Raw genomic sequence first — 19,185 nt, forward strand, 5'->3', positions numbered from 1 at the left:
ATGACGACGATGACTCATGACGCGCCGCAGGGGGTGCGCGGCTCCCGGATGTCCGGCGGACTGGTGATCGCCCTGGTCTCGGCCCTGAGCTTCGGCCTCTCCGGGGCCGTGGGTCGCGGGCTCCTCGACGCCGGCTGGAGCTCCGGTGCGGTGACCCTGGTGCGGGTCGGGCTCGGTGCGGCGATCGTGCTGCCGATCGGGGTCCGGGCGCTGCACGGCCGGTGGCACCTGCTGCGACGCAGTGCCGGCACGGTCGTGGCGTACGGCGTGCTCGGCGTCGCGGGCGCGCAGTTCTGCTACTTCTCGGCCATCCAGTACATGCAGGTCGGGCCGGCGCTGATGATCGAGTACACCGGCCCGGCCGCCGTCGTGATGTGGATGTGGCTGCGCCACGGTCAGCGCCCCTCACGGCTGACGTTCGCCGGCGCCGCCGTCGCGGGCGTCGGGCTGGTCCTCGTCCTCGACGTGGTCTCCGGCGCCGACGTGAGCCTGGTCGGCGTGCTCTGGGCGCTGGGCGCCATGGTGGGCCTCGCGGCGTACTTCGTGATCTCCGGCTCGCACGACAACGGGCTGCCCCCGATGAGCCTGGCCGCCGGCGGCCTCGTCGTCGGAGGCGTGCTGCTCGGGGCGCTCGGACTGGTCGGCCTGTTGCCGATGACCGGGACCACCACCGACGCGGTCTACGACGGCCGCGCGGTGGACTGGTGGGTGCCGCTGCTGGTGCTCGGCGTCTTCAGCGCCGCGGTCGCCTACGTCACCGGCATCGAGGCCAGCCGCCGGCTCGGCTCGCGCCTGGCCTCGTTCGTCGGGCTGACCGAGGTGCTGGCCGCCGTCGTCTTCGCCTGGCTGCTGCTCGACGAGCTGCCCGGGCCGCTCCAGCTCGCCGGCGGCGTCCTGGTCCTGCTCGGGGTGGTCGTGGTCAAGCTCGGCGAGCAGGACGTCGCTGCGGTCGTCGACCGGCCGGAGCCCACGCCCGCCTAGGCGCCGCAACCGTCACCTCGAGTGTCCGCAAGCGTCATCTCGGCTGTCCGCGAGCGTCATCTCGGCTAGCGGACGTCCTGGCGGCGTTGGACGACCTCGCGCAGGATCAGCATCACCGCGGCGGCCGTCGGGATCGCCAGCAGCGCCCCGACCACGCCGAGCAGGGTCGCCCCCACCAGGGCCGCGATCACCGCGACCGCGCCGGGGATGTCGACCGAGCGGGACATCACCCGGGGGTAGACGACGTAGTTCTCCAGCTGCTGGTAGATCAGGAAGAAGATGACGCAGGCCACGCCGGTGCGCACGTCGGTGGCGAAGCCGATCGCGCTGACCACCACCGCGCCGAGCGTCGCGCCGATCATCGGGATGACGTCGAGCAGGGCCACCACGAACGCCAGCGCGACGGCGTACTCGGCCAGTCCGACGACCAGCAGGAAGACCAGGGAGACCAGGCCGGCGGTCACCGCGACGACGAACGCGCCGCCGACGTAGCCGCCGATGTTGGCCACGACGCGATCACCGAGCCGGCTGAACCGGTCGCGTCGCGAGGCCGGCACCAGGCCGTAGAGCGACCGCTTGGTGCGGTGCAGCGAGGCCAGGAAGTACAGCGTCAGCACCAGCACGATGAAGACGTTGAACAGCGAGCTGAGCACCCGGACGCCGAACCCAAGGACGCCGCCGAAGACCGGGCCGATGAAGTCGCCGTCGGCGATGTAGTCCTGGACGTTGCCGATGATGTCGTACTCGTCGTCGAGGGCCTGGACGCGCGAGTTGCCCTGCAGCTGGTCGAGCCACCCCGGGGCGCTGCTGGTGATCGCGACGACCTGGTCGGCGATGACCGGCACGATCGCGAGCACGAACAGCGACAGCACGCTGATCACCCCGACGGTGACCACCAGCACCGACGGGCCGCGGCGGACGCCGTGCCGCTCGAGCCACTCGACGATCGGGTTGAGGCCGGCGGCGAGGAACATCGACACGACGATCAGCACCAGCACGGACTGGATCGTGTAGAGCGCCAGCCCCAGGAGCAGGGCCGTCAGCAGTCCGAGGCCACCGACCAGCCCGACGTAGAACGGCGAGTGCCGCTCGAAGGGGCGCCCGGGCTCGCCCAGGTCGTGCGCGACCTGCGCCAGGTCGTCGACGACCTCGGTCAGGGCGTCGGTGTCCGGCGGGGGAGCCGGGGACCCGCCCGCGGCGTCCTGGCCGGGCGACGCGGGCGGGTCCTGGGTCACGACTTCTTCGTGGTCCCGGACGGGGGAGCGGCCTGCTGGGCAGCCGGCGCGTCGTCGTCGTCGTCGGAGAAGCCGGAGATGACGTCTCGCAGCGAGGCCAGCTGGGCGGTGATGGCGTCGCGGCGCTTGCTGAGCCGGCTGACCTCCATCTTCAGCGTCTCGACCTGGCGCTCGAGGTCGGCGTCACCGGCCGCACGCACCGAGTCGGCCTGGCTGCGGGCCGCGGCCACGACCTGCTCGGCCTCGCGGCGCGCCCGGCTGAGGAGGGCCTCCGCCTCCTTCTGCGACGAGGCGCGGTGCTCGGTCGTCTGGCGCGTGGCCTGGGCGGCGCGCTCCTCGGCGGCGTTCGCGCGCTGCTCGGCCTCCTCGACCAGCCGGCGGGTCTCGGCCGTCGCGCTGTTGTGGTGGTCGGTGGCCTCACGGGCCAGCCGCTCCTTCTCGACGGCCAGCGCGCGGCGGGCCTCCTGGACCTCACGGTCGGCGCCGGCGCGGGCCTGCTCGGCCTCCCGGGTCGCCGCGGTCCGCAGCTCGCCGGCCTCCTGCTGGGCGGCCAGGCGCAACTGGTCGGCCTCGCGCTTCGCGGCGGCCACGAGGTCCGCTGCCTCGGCGCGGGCCAGGCCACGCTCCTGCTCGGCGTCCGCGGTCATCCTGGACCGGGTCTCGTCGAGCTCGCCGATCTGCACGGTGCGCATGTCCTCGGCCTCGCGGGCGGCCTCGGCGCGGATGGCCTCGCCGTTGCGGGCGGCCTGCTCGCGGATGTCCTGGGCGTCCTTGATCGCCTGCTCACGCAGCTCGTCGGCCTCCTCCTCGGCCAGGCGCAGCAGGGCGCTGGCGCGCCCGCCGAGACCGGAGTAGGACGGGGTGCGCTGCTCGGAGAGCTCCTCGCGGGCGGCGTCGAGGTCGGCGCGGAGCGTCTGGAGCTGCTGCTCGGCCTGCGCCAGGCCGGACGCGGCGGCGGCGTGCTCAGTGACCAGGCGGCCGACCTGCAGGTCGACGGCGTCCTTGTCGTAGCCGCCGCGTCGCACGGCCGGGAAGGTCGGGCGCGCGGGCGGGACGGTGCGGCCCGCGGGCGCGGTGGGCCGCGAGGTCGGGGCCGTGGGCGCCACGGCCTGCTGGGCGCCCGTCGGGGTCTGGTCGGCGGTGGGCCGGGGGCTGCGGACCGCGGGGATGCGCTGCGTCGACTCGGCGTCCGGCGCGCTGCCGGATCGTCCAGGTCCCTCCGTGGCGCCCTGGTCGACGTCGGGCTCCTGGTCGAAGATGGACAGTCCCTGGTCGCTCATGTGGCAGCACCTCTTGATCAGATCGTGGCACGGGCCGGCCCGCCCGAGACACCCATGATGCTGGATCGGGCCTGACCGCGCAGCCTGTGAGGCCCGCGACACGCCCGGAGGAAAAGTCACACCCGCCGACGGGTGTACGCCCGGTGCCGCCCCGACCTGCGCGGACGGCGGAACACGCGACCCGCGCGACGACGAACACCCGGCCCGCGGCGTCTTGCCAGGCGGACCGGGTGGTCGTCGTCGGTGCTGCTGCGCCGGGGTCAGACCCCGCGGAAGCGGTTGATCGCCCCGAGGTGCTGCGCGCGCATCTCGTGGTCGCGCACGCCCAGGCCCTCCTCGGGGGCCAGGCAGAGCACGCCGACCTTGCCCTGGTGCAGGTTGTGGTGCACGTCGAGCGCGGCCTGGCCCACGTCCTCGAGGGCGTAGGTGCGCGACAGCGTGGGGTGGATCATCCCCTTCGCGATCAGCCGGTTCGCCTCGAAGGACTCGCGGTAGTTGGCGAAGTGGCTGGAGATGATCCGCTTGAGGTTCATCCACAGGTAGCGGTTGTCGTACTCGTGCATGTAGCCCGACGTGGAGGCGCAGGTGGTGATCGTGCCGCCCTTGCGCGTCACGTAGACGCTGGCGCCGAAGGTCTCGCGGCCCGGGTGCTCGAAGACGATGTCGATGTCCTCGCCGCCGGTGAGCTCGCGGATCTTCGAGCCCAGGCGCTTCCACTCCCGCGGGTCCTGGGTGTGCGGGTCCTTCCAGAACGTGAAGCCCTCCTCGGAGCGGTCGATGACCAGCTCGGCGCCCATGCTGCGGCAGATGTCGGCCTTCTCCGGGCTCGAGACGACGCAGACCGGGGTGGCGCCGCCGTTGAGGGCGTACTGCGTGGCGAACCCGCCGAGGCCGCCCGAGGCACCCCAGATCAGGACGTTGTCGCCCTGCTTCATGTCGCCGCCGTTGCGCGAGACCAGCTGGCGGTAGGCGGTGGAGTTGACCAGCCCGGGGGAGGCGGCCTCCTCCCAGGTCAGGTGGGCCGGCTTGGGCATCAGCTGGTTGGCCTTGACCAGCGCGACCTCGGCGAGCCCGCCGAAGTTGGTCTCGAAGCCCCAGATCCGCTGCTCGGGGTCGAGCATCGTGTCGCCGTGGCCGTCGGGCGACTCGAGCTCGACGGACAGGCAGTGGGCGACGACCTCACGGCCCGGCTCCCACAGGTGCACGCCGGGGCCGACGGCCAGCACGACGCCGGACAGGTCGGAGCCGACCACGTGGTAGGGCAGGTCGTGCCGCTTCGAGAGCGGCGACATGCGGCCGTACCGCTCGAGGAAGCCGAAGGTCGAGACCGGCTCGAAGATCGAGGTCCACACGGTGTTGTAGTTGATCGCGGAGGCCATCACGGCCACCAGCGCCTCGCCCGGGCCGAGCTCGGGCAGCGGGACGTCGTCGAGGTGCAGCGAGCGGCGGGGGTCCTTCTCCTTCGCCGTCAGGCCCTCGAACATGTCGACCTCGTCCTTGTGGACGGTGACGCCACGGTAGGACTCGGGCATGGTCAGGCTGGCGAAGTCGCCGGGGGCGGCGTCACCGGCGGCGATCGCGTCGAGGATGTTCTGCACGGCGTCTCCTTGGCAGGGGGCGGGTCGGGGTGGGGCGAAGATACCCATGAGTAACCTGCGGGCGGCACCCGATGTGCGGTACGTCTCACGGACCCGGACAGCCCGATCCTGAACCCGGCAGGTTGGCGCCTCGTCGGTCGCGGCCCGCTCGGGCGGCGCCCGGTGTCCCTAGGGTGGTCCGATGGACAGCACGACCTCGGACGCGCCGACGACGACCCCACGCGCCGCCCGTTCGGCCCTGCTCGGCGCGGTGTTCCTGATGGCGACCTCCGCGATCGGGCCCGGATTCATCACGCAGACCGCCACCTACACGGTCTCGCTCGGCGCGGCCTTCGCCTGCGCCATCGCGATCTCGCTGCTGGTCGACGTGGCGGTCCAGATGAACGTGTGGCGGGTGATCGGGGTCAGCGGCCGGCGCGCCCAGGAGCTGGGCAACGACGTGCTGCCCGGCGTGGGGTGGGTGCTGGCCCTGCTGGTGGTCGCGGGCGGTCTCGTCTTCAACATCGGCAACGTTGCCGGCAGCGGCCTGGGCACCCAGGCGATGCTGGGCGTGGAGCCGCGCGTCGGCGGGGCCGTCTCGGCGGGGCTGGCGGTGGCGGTGTTCCTGTCCCACCGGGCCGGGCTCGCCCTGGACCGGGTCGTGGTGGTGCTGGGCCTGCTGATGATCGTGGCCACGGGGGCCGTCGCCGTCACGTCCGCACCGCCGGTGGGCGACGTGCTGCGCCAGACCGTCGCCCCGGACACCTTCGACGTGGTGGCCGTGACGACGATCATCGGCGGCACCGTCGGCGGTTACATCACCTACGCGGGGGCCCACCGCATGCTGGCCTCGGGACGTACCGGGCCCGAGCACGCAGGGGCCGTGGCGCGGAGCTCGGTGGTCAGCATCCTGGTCACCGGGGTCATGCGGGTGCTGCTCTTCCTGGCCATCCTCGGCGTGGTCGCGGGCGGCGCCGAGCTGTCGGCCGACGACCCGGCCGGCTCCGCCTTCCAGGCCGCTGCCGGCGAGGCCGGGCTGCGGGTGTTCGGCCTCGTGCTGTGGGCGGCCGCCCTGACCTCGGTCATCGGCGCGGCCTACACCTCGGTCTCGTTCCTCACCACCGAGCGCACCTCGGAGCGGCGCCGGTCGTGGATGACGGTCGCGTTCATCGTGCTCAGCGCCGGCGTCTTCGTGGTCGTCGAGCAGGCGCCGACCACGCTGCTGGTGTTCGCCGGGACCTTCAACGGGCTGATCCTGCCGCTGGGCTTCGGGGTCCTGCTCTACGTCGCCTGGCGCCGCCGCGACCTGCTGCAGGGCTACCGCTACCCCCGCTGGCTGCTCGGCATCGGCGTGCTGGCCTGGCTGCTCACGCTCTACCTCGGCTACCAGGCCGTGCTGGCCCTGGGCGACCTGTGAGCGGCGGCGCGGGGGACCCCCGGATCGACCTCAACGCCGACGTCGGCGAGGGCTTCGGACGCTGGGTGCTCGGCGACGACGACGCCGTGCTGGCCCTGGTCAGCAGCGCCAACGTCGCCTGCGGGTTCCACGCCGGCGACCCGGTGACCCTGCGTCGGTGCTGCGAGACCGCAGCCGCGCGCGGGGTCGTGGTCGGGGCGCAGGTCGGCTACCGCGACCTGGCCGGGTTCGGACGCCGGTTCCTCGACGTCGAGCCGGCCGAGCTGACCGCCGAGGTCGTCTACCAGGTCGGCGCGCTCCAGGCGCTGGCCCGCGTGGCCGGCACCCGGGTGGCCTACGTCAAGCCCCACGGCGCGCTCTACAACGCCACCGTCCACCACGCGGCACAGGCTCGCGCCGTGGTCGAGGCCGTGGCGGCGTACGACCCGTCCCTGCCGCTGCTGGGCCTGCCGGGCTCCCTGCTCCTCGCCGAGGCCGACCGGGCCGGGTTGCGCACGGTCCGGGAGGCCTTCGGCGACCGTGGCTACACGCCCGAGGGGACCCTGGTGCCGCGTACGCAGCCCGGGGCCGTGCTCGAGGACCCCGACGAGGTCGCTGCCCGGGTGGTGCGGATGGTGCGCGAGCGCGAGGTGGTGGCCGTCGACGGGTCCGTCGTGGCCGTCGAGGCGGAGTCGGTGTGCCTGCACGGCGACAGCCCCGGCGCGGTCGCCATGGCCCGCGCCGTGCGAGCCGCCCTCGCCGAGGCCGGCGTCACCGTGTCGCCGTTCGCATGAGGGTCCGGGCGTACGGCGACCGCGCCGTCCTGGTCGAGCTGGCCTCCACGCAGGAGGCCGTGGACTGGGCCGCCGGCCTCGCCGCCCTGCTCGGGAGTGCGACGGACGCCGGTCGGGTCGAGCAGGTCGTGCCCGCTGCGCGCAGCGTGCTCGTGGTCGCGCGCGACGGCGTCCCGGTCGCCGACGTGCGCCGGCTCCTGGACCGCGTCGAGGCCCGCACCGCCGCAGCGACCGAGGAGGCCGAGGTGCTGGAGGTCCCGACGGTCTACGACGGGGAGGACCTCGCCGCGGTCGCGTCCCTGACCGGGCTCACGCAGGAGCAGGTCGTGGCCGCCCACACCGGCCAGACCTGGCGGGTCGCCTTCGCCGGCTTCGCCCCGGGGTTCGGCTACCTGCTCGGTGAGGACGACCGGTTGCACGTCCCGCGCCGCGACGAGCCCCGTACCCGCGTGCCGGCGGGGTCGGTGGGCCTGGCCGGCGCGTACTCCGGCATCTACCCGACCGCGTCGCCCGGCGGGTGGCAGCTCCTCGGCCGGACCGACCTGGTGCTGTGGGACGTCGACCGCGACCCGCCTGCGCTGCTGCGCCCCGGCGTCCGGGTGCGGTTCGTGGACGTCGGCCACCGGTCGGGCGGTGCCGGCGCGTGAGCGGCCTGCGCGTGCTCGCGACCGGCCCGCTGGCGCTGGTGGAGGACCTCGGCCGGCCCGGCCTCGCCGGCGTCGGGGTGGGCCGCTCGGGGGCGGCCGACCGCGGCGCGCTGCGACTGGCCAACCGGCTGCTCGGCAACGACGAGGGCGCTGCGGCGGTCGAGGTGCTGCTCGGCGGGCTCGAGGTCGAGGCGCTGGTCGGGCTCGACGTCGCGGTGACGGGGGCCCCGGCCCCGGTGCTCCTCGACGGGCGTCCGGTCGGCTCCCACGCCCGGACCCGGGTGCCGGCCGGGTCGCGGCTGGCGCTGGGGACGCCGGGCAGCGGCCTGCGGTCGTACCTCGCCGTGCGCGGGGGCCTCGAGGTCCCGCCGGTCCTCGGCTCCGCCAGCCACGACGTGCTCGCCGGCCTCGGTCCGGCACCGCTCGCGCCGGGGGACCTGCTCGCGGTGGGCGAGCCCGGCGGCCCGCTGCCGGCGACCCACGCCGCGCCGCCGCCCGCGGCGGAGGACCGCGACGTCGTGCTGCGGGCCGTGCTCGGGCCGCACGAGGACCGGGTCGTCGACGTCGGCCCCCTGGCCACCGGCTGGTGGGAGGTCAGCGAGCGCAGCAACCGGGTCGGCGCCCGGCTCCAGGGGGTGGGGCTGGTCGCGACCGACGGCGAGCAGCTGCCCAGCGAGGGCACCTGGCGCGGCGCGGTGCAGGTGCCGCCCGGTGGGGAGCCGGTGCTGTTCCTGGCCGACCACCCGGTGACCGGGGGCTACCCGGTGGTGGCCGTCGTGGTCGACGCCGACGTCGACCGGGCCGCGCAGCTGCGCCCGGGGCAGCGCGTACGCCTGCGCTGGGTCACCGCCTGAACCTCCGACCCCGACCGCCGACCCCGACCGCCGACCCCTGACACCTGTCACCCCCAGGTCGTGACGTCGGGCGCATCCCCCGACAGCCCCGGCCGTCCAGGCTGGGGCCATGACCACTCCAGCGGACACCGGCCCCGCGCCGGCGATCGACCTGCGCGGGCTGCGACAGACCTTCCCGACCCGGGCCGGCGAGGTCGTCGCCGTCGACCACCTCGACCTCCGGGTGGGGGCCGGGGAGGTCGTGGCCCTCCTGGGGCCCAACGGCGCCGGCAAGACCACCACCCTCGACGTCGTGCTGGGACTGACCCGGCCCACCGCCGGCACCGCACACGTGCTGGGCCTCCCGCCCCGCCAGGCGGTGCAGGAGGGCCGCGTCTCGGCGGTCCTGCAGACCGGCGGCCTGCTGGCCGACCTCACGGTGGGGGAGACCCTGCGCTACGTCGCCGCCACCTACCCCTGCCCTCCCGGCCGCGTCGCGGAGGTGGTCGAGCTGGCCGGGCTGGGTGACCTGGTCCGACGCCGGGTCAGCCGCTGCTCCGGCGGGGAGCAGCAGCGCCTGCGCTTCGCCCTGGCACTGCTGCCCGACCCCGAGCTGCTGGTGCTCGACGAGCCGACCGCGGGCATGGACGTCGCCGCCCGGCGCGCGTTCTGGGCCACCATGCACGAGGAGGCCCGTCGCGGCCGGACCGTCGTCTTCGCCACCCACTACCTCGAGGAGGCCGACGCGTTCGCGGAGCGGATCGTCCTGGTCGCCCGCGGGCGGGTGGTGGCCGACGGCCCCACCGGCGAGGTGCGGGCCCGCGCCCTGGGCCGCGTGGTGTCGGCCGTGGTGCCCGACGTCGCGGCCGCGGCCCGCCGGCTCGACGGCCTCGGCGAGGTGAGCACCGACGGCGGGCGCCTCCGGGTGCGCACCGGGGACGCCGACGCCGTCGCCCGTGCCCTGCTCACCGAGCTCGACGGCCACGACCTCGAGGTGGTCGGCGGCTCGCTCGAGGACGCGTTCCTCGCCCTCACCGCCGACCCGCCCGCCGACCTGACCACCGACCCGACCGGCCCCGCCGTCCTGCAGGAGGAGACCCGATGACCACGATGCTGCGCCTGGAGCTGCTGCGGCTGCTCCGGGACCCGGTGACGGTGTTCTTCACCGCGCTCCTGCCGGCGTTCTTCTACGTCGTCTTCGGCGCCGCGCAGGACTTCGGCGAGGTGCGGGTGGGCAACGGCGACGTCGCGATGAGCGTGATGATCGCGATGGCGGCCTACGGCGCGGTGAGCGCGACCATCGGCATCGGGGGCGCCGCGGCGGTCGAGCGGTCGCAGGGGTGGGGCCGCCAGCTCGGGCTGACGCCGCTGGAGGACCGCACGCACGTCACGGTCAAGGTGGTCCTGGCGGTCCTCGTCGCCTGCGTCCCGATCACCCTGGTCTACGCGATCGGTGCCCTGACCGGCGCCGAGGGGTCGCTGCTCGCCTGGGCCCTGAGCGCGGTGGTCCTCGTCCTCGGGGCGGCCGTGTTCTCCCTCTACGGGCTCTGCTTCGGGCTGGCCTTCCGGTCCGAGGCCGCCGTGGCCGGCGCCGGCGGCTCGGTGGTGGTGCTGGGGTTCCTGGGCAACATCTTCTTCCCGCTCTCGGGGGTCCTGCTGGAGGTGGCGCGGTGGACGCCGCTCTACGGCTACGCCTCGCTGGCCCGGTTCCCGCTCACCGAGGGCACCCTCTACGCCGCCGACGGCACCGTGTCGAGCGAGGCGCTGTGGGTCCCGCTCGTTAACGTGGCCGGATGGTGGGCGGTGCTGGCGCTGGTGGCGACCTGGCTGGTGCGTCGCGGCCGGGCCCGCCCGTGAGCCGCCCCGCGCCGGTCAGCGACCCCGGGCAGCGGTACGGCTGGTTGCTGTGGTCGGTCTGGCTGGTCTTCCTGGTCTTCCCGCTCGTCGCCGCCCTCGGGGCCGACCGGCCCGGGTGGGTCCGCGGTCTCGCGGTCCTCGCGGTGCTCGGGTTCGCCGCGACGTACGTCGTGGCCACCCTGCGGCTCTCCCGGCGCGGCGCGGGCCCCCGGGAGTCGGTCGTGGTCCTCGCGGTGCTCGCCGGCCTGGGGCTGGCGATGGTCCCGGCGGTCGGCCTGCAGGCCATCTCGGTGGTGCCCTTCCTGCAGAGCTTCACGATGTTCGCCCTGCCCCGGCCGTGGTGCTGGGTGGCCGCCGGCGTCGCGGTGGTCTCGACGGTCGCGCTGCCGCTCGCGGCCGGCGAGGACCAGGCGCTCTACTTCACCCTGATCGTGCTTGGCACCGCGGCCGGCACCGGTGCCGGCCGGCTGATGTCGGACCACGCGCAGGAGTACGCCCGGGTCAGCGACCAGCTGACCGTCACCGCGGAGCGCGAGCGGCTCGCCCGCGACGTCCACGACCTGCTCGGGCACAGCCTGACCGTGGTCACGGTCAAGGCCGAGCTGGCCGAGCGCCTGGTGCGGCTCGACCCGGAGCGCGCGGAGTCCGAGCTGCGCGAGATCCGTGCGCTGACCCGGGAGGCGCTCGCCGACGTCCGGGCCACCGTCGGGGGCCTGCGGGCCGCCCGCCTCGACGACGAGCTGGCCGGCGCCGCGGCCGCCCTGGCCGACGCCGGCCTCGCCACGAGCCTCCCGGCCGACGCCGGCGTCCTCGACCCGCGCCACCGGCCGGTCGCCGGCTGGGTCCTGCGCGAGGCCGTGACCAACGTGATCCGCCACAGCGGCGCGACCTCCTGCCGGGTCGAGCTCGGGCCGCACCTGCTGCGCGTCGTCGACGACGGCGCCGGCCTCCCCGCCGGCGGCTCGGGGACCGGGCACGGGCTGCGCGGCCTGCGCGAGCGGGTGGAGCAGTCCGGCGGCAGCCTCCGCCTCGGGGCCGGCGACGACGGGCGCGGTGCCGCGGTGCAGGTGACCTGGTGAGCGACGCGATCCGGCTCCTGCTGGCCGACGACCAGGCGCTGGTGCGCGGCGCACTGGCCGCCCTGCTGGGCCTCGAGCGCGACCTCGAGGTCGTCGCCGAGGTGGGCCGCGGGGACGAGGTCGCCGCCGCCGTGGCCGACCACCGTCCCGACGTCTGCCTGCTCGACATCGAGATGCCCGGCCTGGACGGCATCGAGACCTGCCGGCAGCTCCGGGAGGGCCTCGCCCCGGGCGACGCACCGAGGGTGCTGGTGGTGACCACGTTCGGTCGCGCGGGCTACCTGCGCCGGGCCCTGGAGGCCGGGGCCTCGGGCTTCGTGGTCAAGGACACGCCGGCCGCCGAGCTGGCCGACGCGGTCCGTCGGGTGCACGCCGGCCTGCGGGTCGTCGACCCGGTCCTGGCCACCACGTCGCTGGCCGAGGGGTCCAGCCCGCTCACCGAGCGGGAGACCGAGGTGCTCCGTCTCGCGCTCGACGGCGCCACGGTGGCCTCCGTCGCCGGGCGCCTGCACCTCTCGCCGGGCACCGTGCGCAACCACCTGTCCGCCGCGATCGGCAAGACCGGGACGCGTACCCGGGTCGAGGCGGCGCGGGTGGCCCGGGAGCGGGGCTGGCTCTGAGCCGGCCCGCGTCCCTCAGGCCCGGGCGGGCTCGACCAGCTCGACCAGGATCCCGCCGGCGTCCTTGGGGTGGATGAAGTTGACCCGGGAGTCCGAGGTGCCGCGGCGCGGGGCGTCGTAGAGCAGGCGGAGACCGCGCTCGCGCAGCACGTCGCTGACGACGTCGAGGTCCTCGACGCGGTAGGCGACCTGCTGCACGCCGGGGCCGTTGCGGTCGAGGAACTTCGCGATCGTGGACGAGGGGCTCAGCGGGGCGAGCAGCTGCAGGCGCTGGTCGGAGTCGCCGACGGCGACCATGGCCTCGCGCACGCCCTGCTCCTCGTTGACCTCCTCGTGCACGGTGTGCATCCCGAAGGTCGCGGCGTAGAACTCCTTGGCCTCGTCGAGGTCGGCCACGGCGATGCCGACGTGGTCGATCGCGGTGAACAGGTGCTGGGGGAGCTCCACGGGTGCGGTCATGGCGCCCATCAAGGCATGCGCCCCGGTGCGCCGCAAGGGCGGGCGCCCGGGGGCGCGGTGTGACGCTCGCCTCACGGAGCCGGTCGACCCGACCCCTCGATCCCGGGGGTGACCGCTGGGTAAGGTCGCAGCCACCCCGCTCCATCCGTCCACCCGGCCCGTCGCGGGCCCGCCGCAGGAGGCCCCCATGTCCGGATCCGTCATCGTCGCCGGAGCGCGTACGCCGATCGGTCGCCTGCTCGGCGGCCTGAAGACCCTCTCCGCCGCCGACCTCGGCGGTGTGGCGATCAAGGGTGCCCTGGAGAAGGCCGGCGTCACCGGCGACCAGGTCGACTACCTGATCATGGGCCAGGTCATCCTGGCCGGGGCCGGCCAGAATCCCGCCCGTACGGCCGGCATCGCCGCGGGCCTGCCGCTCTCGCTGCCCTCGATCACCGTCAACAAGGTGTGCCTCTCCGGCCTGAACGCGATCGCCACCGCCGACCAGATGATCCGCGCCGGCGAGGCCGACGTGATCGTGGCCGGGGGGATGGAGTCGATGACCAACGCCCCGCACCTGCTGCCCAAGTCACGCGAGGGCTTCAAGTACGGCGACACCGCGCTGGTCGACTCGATGGCCTACGACGCGCTCTACGACCAGACCACCCAGCAGGCGATGGGTGCGCTGACCGAGCAGTGCAACGCGGCCGGCACGAAGCTGACCCGTGCCGAGCAGGACGAGTTCTCCGCCGGCTCGCACCAGAAGGCCGCCGCGGCCTGGAAGAACGGCGTGTTCGACGACGAGGTGGTCCCCGTCTCGATCCCGCAGCGCAAGGGCGACCCGCTCGTGGTCAGCCAGGACGAGGGCGTGCGCGGCGACACCACGGCGGAGTCGCTGGGCAACCTGCGCCCGGCCTTCGCCAAGGACGGCACGATCACCGCCGGCAGCGCCTCCCAGATCTCCGACGGCGCCTGCGCCGTGGTCGTGATGAGCAAGGCCAAGGCCGAGGAGCTGGGCCTCTCGTGGCTGGCCGAGATCGGCGCGCACGGCATGGTCGCCGGCCCCGACTCGACCCTCCAGCTCCAGCCGGCCAACGCCACCGCCAAGGCCTGCGCCAAGGAGGGCATCAGCCCGGCAGACCTGGACCTCGTCGAGTTCAACGAGGCCTTCGCCGCCGTCGGCATCGACTCCGCCCGCGCCCTGGAGATCTCCGCGGACAAGGTGAACGTCAACGGCGGCGCGATCGCCCTGGGACACCCCGTCGGCATGTCCGGTGCCCGCCTCGTGCTGCACCTGGCCCTCGAGCTCCAGCGCCGCGGCGGCGGCACCGGGGCGGCCGCGCTGTGCGGCGGTGGCGGCCAGGGCGACGCCCTGATCGTGAAGGTGCCCTCTGCCTGAGACGTCGGTCGGCGGCCCCCGCCCCCGGGCCGGGGGCCGCCGCACCCCCGACGTGGCCGCGCTGGTCGCCGGCGCCCGTGAGGGCGACCAGCGGTGCGTGGCCCGGCTGGTCTCGCTGGTCGAGGACGCCTCGCCGCTGCTGCGCGAGGTGATGGCGACGCTGGCGCCGCTCACCGGCCGGGCGCACGTGGTCGGCCTCACCGGCCCGCCCGGCGTGGGCAAGTCCACGACCACCAACGCCCTCGTCGGCCGCCTCCGCGCCGACGGACGCCGGGTCGGGGTGCTGGCCGTCGACCCCTCGTCGCCCTTCTCGGGCGGGGCCCTGCTCGGTGACCGCGTCCGGATGGGCGACCACGCCCTCGACGCGGGTGTCTACATCCGCTCGATGGCCTCCCGCGGGCACCTCGGCGGTCTGGCCTGGAGCACCCCGCAGGCGCTGCGCGTGCTGGACGCCGCCGGGTGCGAGGTGGTGCTCGTCGAGACCGTCGGCGTGGGCCAGAGCGAGGTCGAGGTCGCCGGCCTGGCCGACACCACGGTGGTGCTCCTCGCCCCGGGCATGGGCGACGGCGTGCAGGCCGCCAAGGCCGGCATCCTCGAGATCGGCGACGTCTACGTCGTCAACAAGGCCGATCGCGACGGCGCCGACCGGGTCCGCCGCGACCTGGAGGCCGCGCTCGGCCTCGCCGACCGGGACCCGGCCCGGTGGCGGCCGCCCGTGCTGGCCACGGTCGCCTCACGCGACGAGGGGATCGACGCGGTCGTCGCCGCGCTCGACGAGCACCGCGCCGTCTCGGAGCGCACCGGGGACGGGCAGCGCCGTCGGGTCCGCCGGGCCCGCGAGGAGGTCGAGGCGATCGCGCTGACCACCCTGCGCGAGCGGTGGGAGGCCCGGTCCGGGCGGGGTGCACCGGGGGAGGACCTGGACCGTCTCGCCGACGCGGTCGCGGGCGGGCGGACGGACCCGTACGCCGCCGCCGACGAGCTGCTCGCCGCCTGGGCGGTCTCCACCCGGACCGCGGGTCCCACCGACCCCACCTGACGCGCGCCTCCCACCTCCTCGCGCCCGCGGCTGCTAGGAAGGTCCTCGAGCCGTGCCCACCGGGGGCCGACGACGTGGAGGATGGCGCGATGAAGAAGGTCGGGCTGGTCCTGCTGGTGCTGTTCCTCGGCTTCTGGCTGCTCAACGACCCCCGCGGGATGGCCGACTCGAGCTCCGCCGCCGCCGGCGCGATCTGGGGCCTGACCGAGCAGGTCTTCACCTCCGCGATGGACTTCTTCGCCGAGGTGGCGTAGGCCCGGTGGGTCTGCTCGCCTCGGTCACCGATCCCCGGATCGGCCGCCACCTGCTCCGCGAGGAGGGGGAGGTGATCGTCGACGAGGTCCGCCGGCACTGGGTGGCCTACGTCCGCCCCGCCGGGGAGGCCGTGGTCGCGGTGGCCCTGCTGTGCGCGGTGCCGTTCGTGCTGATCGACCTCGCCGGCATCGTGCTGGTCCTCGCGCTCCTGGTCCTCGTGCACGCCGCCTGGCTCGCGCTGGGCCACGCCCGGGACCGGTTCGTCATCACCAACATGCGTGTCTTCCGGGTGCACGGCGTGCTCTCGCAGCACCTCGCCACGATGCCGCTGGCCCGGATCCTCGACATCAGCGTCGTGAAGCCGCTGCACGGACGCCTGCTCGGCTTCGGGCACTTCGTCTTCGAGTCCGCCGCCCAGGAGCAGGGCCTGCGCGACATCCGCTACGTCGGCGACCCCGACGCGCGCGACCTCGCGATCCAGCGCGTCGTCCAGCGCTCGGGCCTGCGCGGTCGGATGGTCAACTGACGTGAGCCTGCCGTTCGACCCGATCGACGAGGCCGCCCGCCAGTGGGGTCGCCGCTGGGAGGGGGTGCCCGCGATGCACGCCGTGACGTCGCTGATGCGGACCCAGCAGCTGGTCCTGGCCCGCCTCGACACGCTGCTCAAGCCGCACGGCCTGACCTTCGCCCGGTACGAGGCCCTCGTGCTGCTCGTCTTCTCCTCCCGCGGGTCGCTGCCGCTGGGGAAGATGGGCGAGCGGCTGCAGGTCCACCCCACCTCGGTCACCTCGATCGTGCGGCGGCTGGAGGACGCCGGCCTGCTCGTGCGGCGCCCGCACCCCGAGGACCGGCGCGCGGTCCTCGCCGAGATCACCGCCGAGGGGCGGGCACTCGTGGAGCGCGCGACCGCGGAGCTGGTCGCGGGCGACTTCGGCCTGGAGGCGCTCGACCCGCAGGCCCTCGCGGACCTGTCCGCGCTGCTCCGCCCCGTCCGCGAGGCCGCGGGCGACTTCTGACCCTCCGCGCACGTTCGGGGGTGCGGGGGTGCCCACCGGCAGGGCGCGACCGGGACTCCCTAGGATTGGCCGCATGACGCAGCAGCCGTTCAGCCGCCCCGGGGCCATCGACCTCTCCGCCCTCAAGCGCCCGGCCCCGACCGCACCTGCCGGTGCCGGTGCCGGTGGTGGCGGTGGGGCCGGTACGCCGCCGGGCGCCCCGGCCGGCGGGACGCGCGCTTCGGCGTACGCCGTCGACGTCACCGAGGCGAGCTTCCAGGCCACGGTCGAGGCCTCCATGACCGCGCCGGTGCTGCTGGTGTTCTACAGCCCGAGCCAGTCGCCCGAGAGCGCGACCATGGCCGACGACGTCGCAGCCGCGGTCGACGACTACGACGGCCGCTTCCTGGCCGGACTGGTCGACATCGACGCCTCGCCGCAGATCGCCGAGGCCATGCAGATCCCGCAGGTGCCCCTGCTGCTGGTGATCCTGGAGGGCCGTCCGGCCACCCAGCCGATCCCCGGTCTCCTCGGTGTCGAGGAGCTGCGCACCCTGCTGCAGCAGCTCGGGCAGCAGCTGACCACCCAGGGCATCACCGGGCGCCACCAGCCCCGCGCGGGCGGTGCGGCCCCGGCCGACCTGGCCGGCGAGGAGGACGCCGACGCCATCGACCCGCGCTTCGCTCCCGCCGAGGACGCCCTGGTGGCCGGTGACGCTGCCGGCGCGGTGGCCGAGTACCAGAAGCTGGTCGACGCCAACCCGGCCGACACCGAGGCCGCCGCCGGGCTCGCCCGCGCGAAGATCCTCCAGCGCACCGACGGCGTGGACCTCGCCGAGGCCCGCGCCGCGGCGGCCGCCGCCCCCGACGACGTCGCCGCGCAGACCCTGGTCGCCGACCTCGATCTCGCCGGCGGCCACGTCGAGGACTCCTTCGCCCGCCTCGTCGAGCTGGTGCGTCGCAGCGCCGGCGCCGAGCGCGACGCGGCCCGCGACCACCTGGTCGGCCTGTTCGCCGCGGTCGGCAACGCCGACCCCCGCGTGATGAAGGGCCGCCAGGCCCTGGCCTCGGCGCTCTTCTGACGCCGGTGGGCGGACCCGCCTACCTGCTGCAGGGGCTCGCGCTGTGGCGTACCCGTCCGCGGCTGATGCTGCTCGGCGTGGTCCCGGCAGCGCTCGTCCTGCTGCTGCTGCTGGGCGCGCTGGCCGCGCTGCTGTGGCGCGTGGACGACCTCGCCGCCTGGGCCACGCCGTTCGCCGACGACTGGGCCGAGCCCTGGCGACCGCTGGTTCGCCTGCTGCTGGCCGCGGCGGTCGTGCTCGGTGCCGTCCTGCTCTCGACCGTGGTCTTCACGGGCCTGACGCTGGCGGTCGGCGACCCGTTCTACGAGCGCATCTGGGCCGCGGTCGAGGAGCAGCTCGGCGACGCGCCTGACGGCGACGGGTTGCCGTGGTGGCGCTCGGTGCGCGACGGGCTGGTGCTCGCCGCGACCGGCCTGCTGGTCGGTCTGCTGCTGCTCGTCGTCGGCCTGGTCCCGGTGGTCGGCACCCTGACCGCGCTGCTGGCCGGCCTGGCCCTGGGCGGCCGGCTGCTCGCGGCCGAGCTGCTGGCGCGTCCGCTGGAGGCGCGGGGCCTCGACCGGCACGCCCGCAAGGAGCTGCTGCGCCGCCGGCGTACGACGGTCTGGGGCTTCGGGCTGGCCACCCAGGCGTGCTTCCTGGTCCCGCTGGGGGCGGTGGCGGTGATGCCGGCCGCGGTCGCCGGCGCGACGATGCTCGCCCGCGACCTGCTCGCGGACAGCCGAGATGACGCTTCCGGACAGCCGAGATGACGCTCGCGGCGCGTCGAGTGGTCAGTTCCGGCGCCCGGAGGCGCCAGCCAACGACTCCAGCACCGCGGCGACGGCGGGGGAGTCGGCCATGCTGCGGCGGTGCACGGCGACGACGTCACGGGTCGGCACCGGGTCGACCACCGGTACCGCGACCAGGTCGGCGCCCAGCGCGGAGCGACCGAGCCGGGGCACCAGCGCGATCCCGAGGCCGGCGCGGGCCAGGGCGAGGTGGGACTCGAACTCCATCGACACGTGGGCGATCCGTGGCAGCGCCCCGGTGCCGTCGTACATCCGGCTGAGCCACTGCCGGCAGATCGTGCCCTCGGGTGTCGCGATCCACCCCTCGCCCACCAGGTCGGCCGGGGTCACCCGGTCCCGCCCCGCCAGCGGGTGGTCGCGGTGGCAGACGACGTCGGCGACGTCCTGCGCCACCGACGTGCGCGCCAGGTGGTCGGGCACGTCCAGCGGGACGTCGCCCCAGGTGTGCACCACCCCGACGTCGTGCTGGCCGGCGGCGACGAGGTCGATGCTGTCCCAGGGCTCCAGCTCGGTGACGCTGAGGGTCAGCAGCGGGTGCGCCGCGAGCAGCTCCCGCACGACGGGGGCGACCAGGCCGCGGGTGGCGGTCGAGAAGACCCCCAGGCGCAGGTGGCCGGCCACCGCCCCGGTCTGCCGGTACAGCCCGGCCTCGACGGCCTCCAGGTCGTCGAGCACGCGGACCCCCGCGTCGACCAGGTAGCGCCCGGCGCGGGTCACGATGACCCCGCGCCCCACCCGTTCCAGGAGCGGTACGCCCACCTGGCGCTCCAGGCGCTTGACCTGCTGGCTGACCGCGCTCGGGGTGAACCCGAGCACCTCGGCGGCCCGGGACACCGACCCGTGCACGGCCACGGCGCGCAGGGATCCCAGGGCGGTGATCTCGATCATGAA

The 19,185-nt window shown here is 75.1% G+C and carries 21 protein-coding genes; 16 read left to right on the plus strand and 5 right to left on the minus strand.

What is annotated here, in order from left to right; genetic code table 11:
- Complete coding sequence (locus tag GV155_RS06515; protein WP_160006331.1) at nt 1–981, plus strand: EamA family transporter; 981 nt, start codon at nt 1–3, stop codon at nt 979–981.
- 65 nt (nt 982–1,046) lie between these two features.
- Here GV155_RS06515 and GV155_RS06520 read toward each other — a convergent pair whose 3' ends face one another.
- From GV155_RS06520 to ccrA, 3 genes are all read right to left on the minus strand, one after another.
- Nucleotides 1,047–2,216, minus strand: coding sequence for an AI-2E family transporter (locus tag GV155_RS06520; protein WP_236554091.1), 1,170 nt, complete (start codon nt 2,214–2,216; stop codon nt 1,047–1,049).
- The gene (locus GV155_RS06525) at nt 2,213–3,496 is read right to left on the minus strand and encodes a hypothetical protein (protein ID WP_160006333.1); all 1,284 of its coding nucleotides are present in this window, start codon (nt 3,494–3,496) and stop codon (nt 2,213–2,215) included. Before GV155_RS06525 ends, GV155_RS06520 begins: the two co-directional genes overlap by 4 nt.
- Nucleotides 3,497–3,756: 260 nt before the next feature.
- On the minus strand, nt 3,757–5,094 hold the full coding sequence (gene ccrA, locus GV155_RS06530; RefSeq protein WP_201300086.1) for a crotonyl-CoA carboxylase/reductase: 1,338 nt from the start codon (nt 5,092–5,094) through the stop codon (nt 3,757–3,759).
- A gap of 181 nt (nt 5,095–5,275) precedes the next feature.
- Between ccrA and GV155_RS06535 the strand changes: the two genes are divergently transcribed.
- From GV155_RS06535 to GV155_RS06570, 8 genes are all read left to right on the plus strand, one after another.
- On the plus strand, nt 5,276–6,490 hold the full coding sequence (locus GV155_RS06535) for an NRAMP family divalent metal transporter (protein ID WP_160006337.1): 1,215 nt from the start codon (nt 5,276–5,278) through the stop codon (nt 6,488–6,490).
- The gene (locus tag GV155_RS06540) at nt 6,487–7,263 is read left to right on the plus strand and encodes a LamB/YcsF family protein (protein WP_236554094.1); all 777 of its coding nucleotides are present in this window, start codon (nt 6,487–6,489) and stop codon (nt 7,261–7,263) included. Before GV155_RS06535 ends, GV155_RS06540 begins: the two co-directional genes overlap by 4 nt.
- Nucleotides 7,260–7,910: a 5-oxoprolinase subunit PxpB gene (gene pxpB / locus GV155_RS06545; RefSeq protein ID WP_160006339.1), complete on the plus strand. Its 651-nt coding sequence runs from the start codon at nt 7,260–7,262 to the stop codon at nt 7,908–7,910. The genes GV155_RS06540 and pxpB overlap by 4 nt, the downstream gene beginning before the upstream one ends.
- Entirely contained in the window at nt 7,907–8,764 is an 858-nt protein-coding gene (locus tag GV155_RS06550) for a biotin-dependent carboxyltransferase family protein (RefSeq protein WP_160006341.1), read from the plus strand. Before pxpB ends, GV155_RS06550 begins: the two co-directional genes overlap by 4 nt.
- 109 nt (nt 8,765–8,873) lie before the next feature.
- Entirely contained in the window at nt 8,874–9,848 is a 975-nt protein-coding gene (locus GV155_RS06555; protein ID WP_160006343.1) for an ABC transporter ATP-binding protein, read from the plus strand.
- Nucleotides 9,845–10,600, plus strand: a complete 756-nt coding sequence (locus GV155_RS06560; RefSeq protein ID WP_160006345.1) for an ABC transporter permease — start codon at nt 9,845–9,847, stop codon at nt 10,598–10,600. Before GV155_RS06555 ends, GV155_RS06560 begins: the two co-directional genes overlap by 4 nt.
- Nucleotides 10,597–11,679, plus strand: coding sequence for a sensor histidine kinase (locus tag GV155_RS06565; RefSeq protein ID WP_236554096.1), 1,083 nt, complete (start codon nt 10,597–10,599; stop codon nt 11,677–11,679). Before GV155_RS06560 ends, GV155_RS06565 begins: the two co-directional genes overlap by 4 nt.
- Nucleotides 11,673–12,299 (plus strand): response regulator transcription factor, encoded by a 627-nt coding sequence (locus GV155_RS06570; protein WP_201300282.1) that lies wholly within the window; start codon nt 11,673–11,675, stop codon nt 12,297–12,299. Before GV155_RS06565 ends, GV155_RS06570 begins: the two co-directional genes overlap by 7 nt.
- Nucleotides 12,300–12,314: 15 nt before the next feature.
- Here the strand turns inward: GV155_RS06570 and mce are convergent, their stop codons facing one another.
- Nucleotides 12,315–12,767: a VOC family protein gene (gene mce / locus GV155_RS06575; RefSeq protein ID WP_442938824.1), complete on the minus strand. Its 453-nt coding sequence runs from the start codon at nt 12,765–12,767 to the stop codon at nt 12,315–12,317.
- 178 nt (nt 12,768–12,945) lie between these two features.
- Between mce and GV155_RS06580 the strand changes: the two genes are divergently transcribed.
- The 7 genes from GV155_RS06580 (at nt 12,946) to GV155_RS06610 (ending at nt 18,255) form a co-directional block, all read left to right on the plus strand.
- On the plus strand, nt 12,946–14,136 hold the full coding sequence (locus GV155_RS06580; RefSeq protein ID WP_160006353.1) for an acetyl-CoA C-acetyltransferase: 1,191 nt from the start codon (nt 12,946–12,948) through the stop codon (nt 14,134–14,136).
- A gap of 52 nt (nt 14,137–14,188) precedes the next feature.
- Nucleotides 14,189–15,175 carry a methylmalonyl Co-A mutase-associated GTPase MeaB gene (gene meaB / locus GV155_RS06585; RefSeq protein ID WP_201300087.1) on the plus strand — a complete coding sequence of 329 codons (987 nt, stop codon included), beginning with the start codon at nt 14,189–14,191 and terminating at the stop codon, nt 15,173–15,175.
- An 89-nt stretch (nt 15,176–15,264) separates the two neighbouring features.
- Complete coding sequence (locus tag GV155_RS06590; protein WP_160006355.1) at nt 15,265–15,429, plus strand: hypothetical protein; 165 nt, start codon at nt 15,265–15,267, stop codon at nt 15,427–15,429.
- A gap of 5 nt (nt 15,430–15,434) precedes the next feature.
- Nucleotides 15,435–15,956, plus strand: coding sequence for a PH domain-containing protein (locus tag GV155_RS06595; protein ID WP_160006357.1), 522 nt, complete (start codon nt 15,435–15,437; stop codon nt 15,954–15,956).
- A gap of 1 nt (nt 15,957) precedes the next feature.
- Nucleotides 15,958–16,446, plus strand: a complete 489-nt coding sequence (locus GV155_RS06600; protein WP_160006359.1) for a MarR family winged helix-turn-helix transcriptional regulator — start codon at nt 15,958–15,960, stop codon at nt 16,444–16,446.
- Between the two features lie 73 nt (nt 16,447–16,519).
- On the plus strand, nt 16,520–17,506 hold the full coding sequence (locus GV155_RS06605; RefSeq protein WP_160006361.1) for a co-chaperone YbbN: 987 nt from the start codon (nt 16,520–16,522) through the stop codon (nt 17,504–17,506).
- Between the two features lie 5 nt (nt 17,507–17,511).
- Entirely contained in the window at nt 17,512–18,255 is a 744-nt protein-coding gene (locus tag GV155_RS06610; protein WP_201300088.1) for an EI24 domain-containing protein, read from the plus strand.
- A gap of 21 nt (nt 18,256–18,276) precedes the next feature.
- On the opposite strand, the gene GV155_RS06615 is transcribed toward GV155_RS06610, so the two are convergent.
- A complete protein-coding gene (locus GV155_RS06615) occupies nt 18,277–19,182 on the minus strand; it encodes a LysR family transcriptional regulator (RefSeq protein WP_160006363.1) in 906 nt (301 codons plus the stop codon).
- Nucleotides 19,183–19,185 lie beyond the last annotated feature (3 nt).

Origin of the sequence: Nocardioides sp. AX2bis (assembly GCF_902506435.1) — a bacterium.
Taxonomy (GTDB): domain Bacteria; phylum Actinomycetota; class Actinomycetes; order Propionibacteriales; family Nocardioidaceae; genus Nocardioides.

Coding starts and splice junctions, on each gene's coding strand:
- GV155_RS06515 (WP_160006331.1), top strand. CDS start 1: ATGACGACGATGACTCATGACGCGCCGCAGGGGGTGCGCGGCTCCCGG.
- GV155_RS06525 (WP_160006333.1), bottom strand. CDS start 3,496: ATGAGCGACCAGGGACTGTCCATCTTCGACCAGGAGCCCGACGTCGAC.
- GV155_RS06535 (WP_160006337.1), top strand. CDS start 5,276: ATGGACAGCACGACCTCGGACGCGCCGACGACGACCCCACGCGCCGCC.
- pxpB (WP_160006339.1), top strand. CDS start 7,260: ATGAGGGTCCGGGCGTACGGCGACCGCGCCGTCCTGGTCGAGCTGGCC.
- GV155_RS06555 (WP_160006343.1), top strand. CDS start 8,874: ATGACCACTCCAGCGGACACCGGCCCCGCGCCGGCGATCGACCTGCGC.
- GV155_RS06560 (WP_160006345.1), top strand. CDS start 9,845: ATGACCACGATGCTGCGCCTGGAGCTGCTGCGGCTGCTCCGGGACCCG.
- mce (WP_442938824.1), bottom strand. CDS start 12,767: ATGGGCGCCATGACCGCACCCGTGGAGCTCCCCCAGCACCTGTTCACC.
- GV155_RS06580 (WP_160006353.1), top strand. CDS start 12,946: ATGTCCGGATCCGTCATCGTCGCCGGAGCGCGTACGCCGATCGGTCGC.
- GV155_RS06590 (WP_160006355.1), top strand. CDS start 15,265: ATGAAGAAGGTCGGGCTGGTCCTGCTGGTGCTGTTCCTCGGCTTCTGG.
- GV155_RS06605 (WP_160006361.1), top strand. CDS start 16,520: ATGACGCAGCAGCCGTTCAGCCGCCCCGGGGCCATCGACCTCTCCGCC.
- GV155_RS06615 (WP_160006363.1), bottom strand. CDS start 19,182: ATGATCGAGATCACCGCCCTGGGATCCCTGCGCGCCGTGGCCGTGCAC.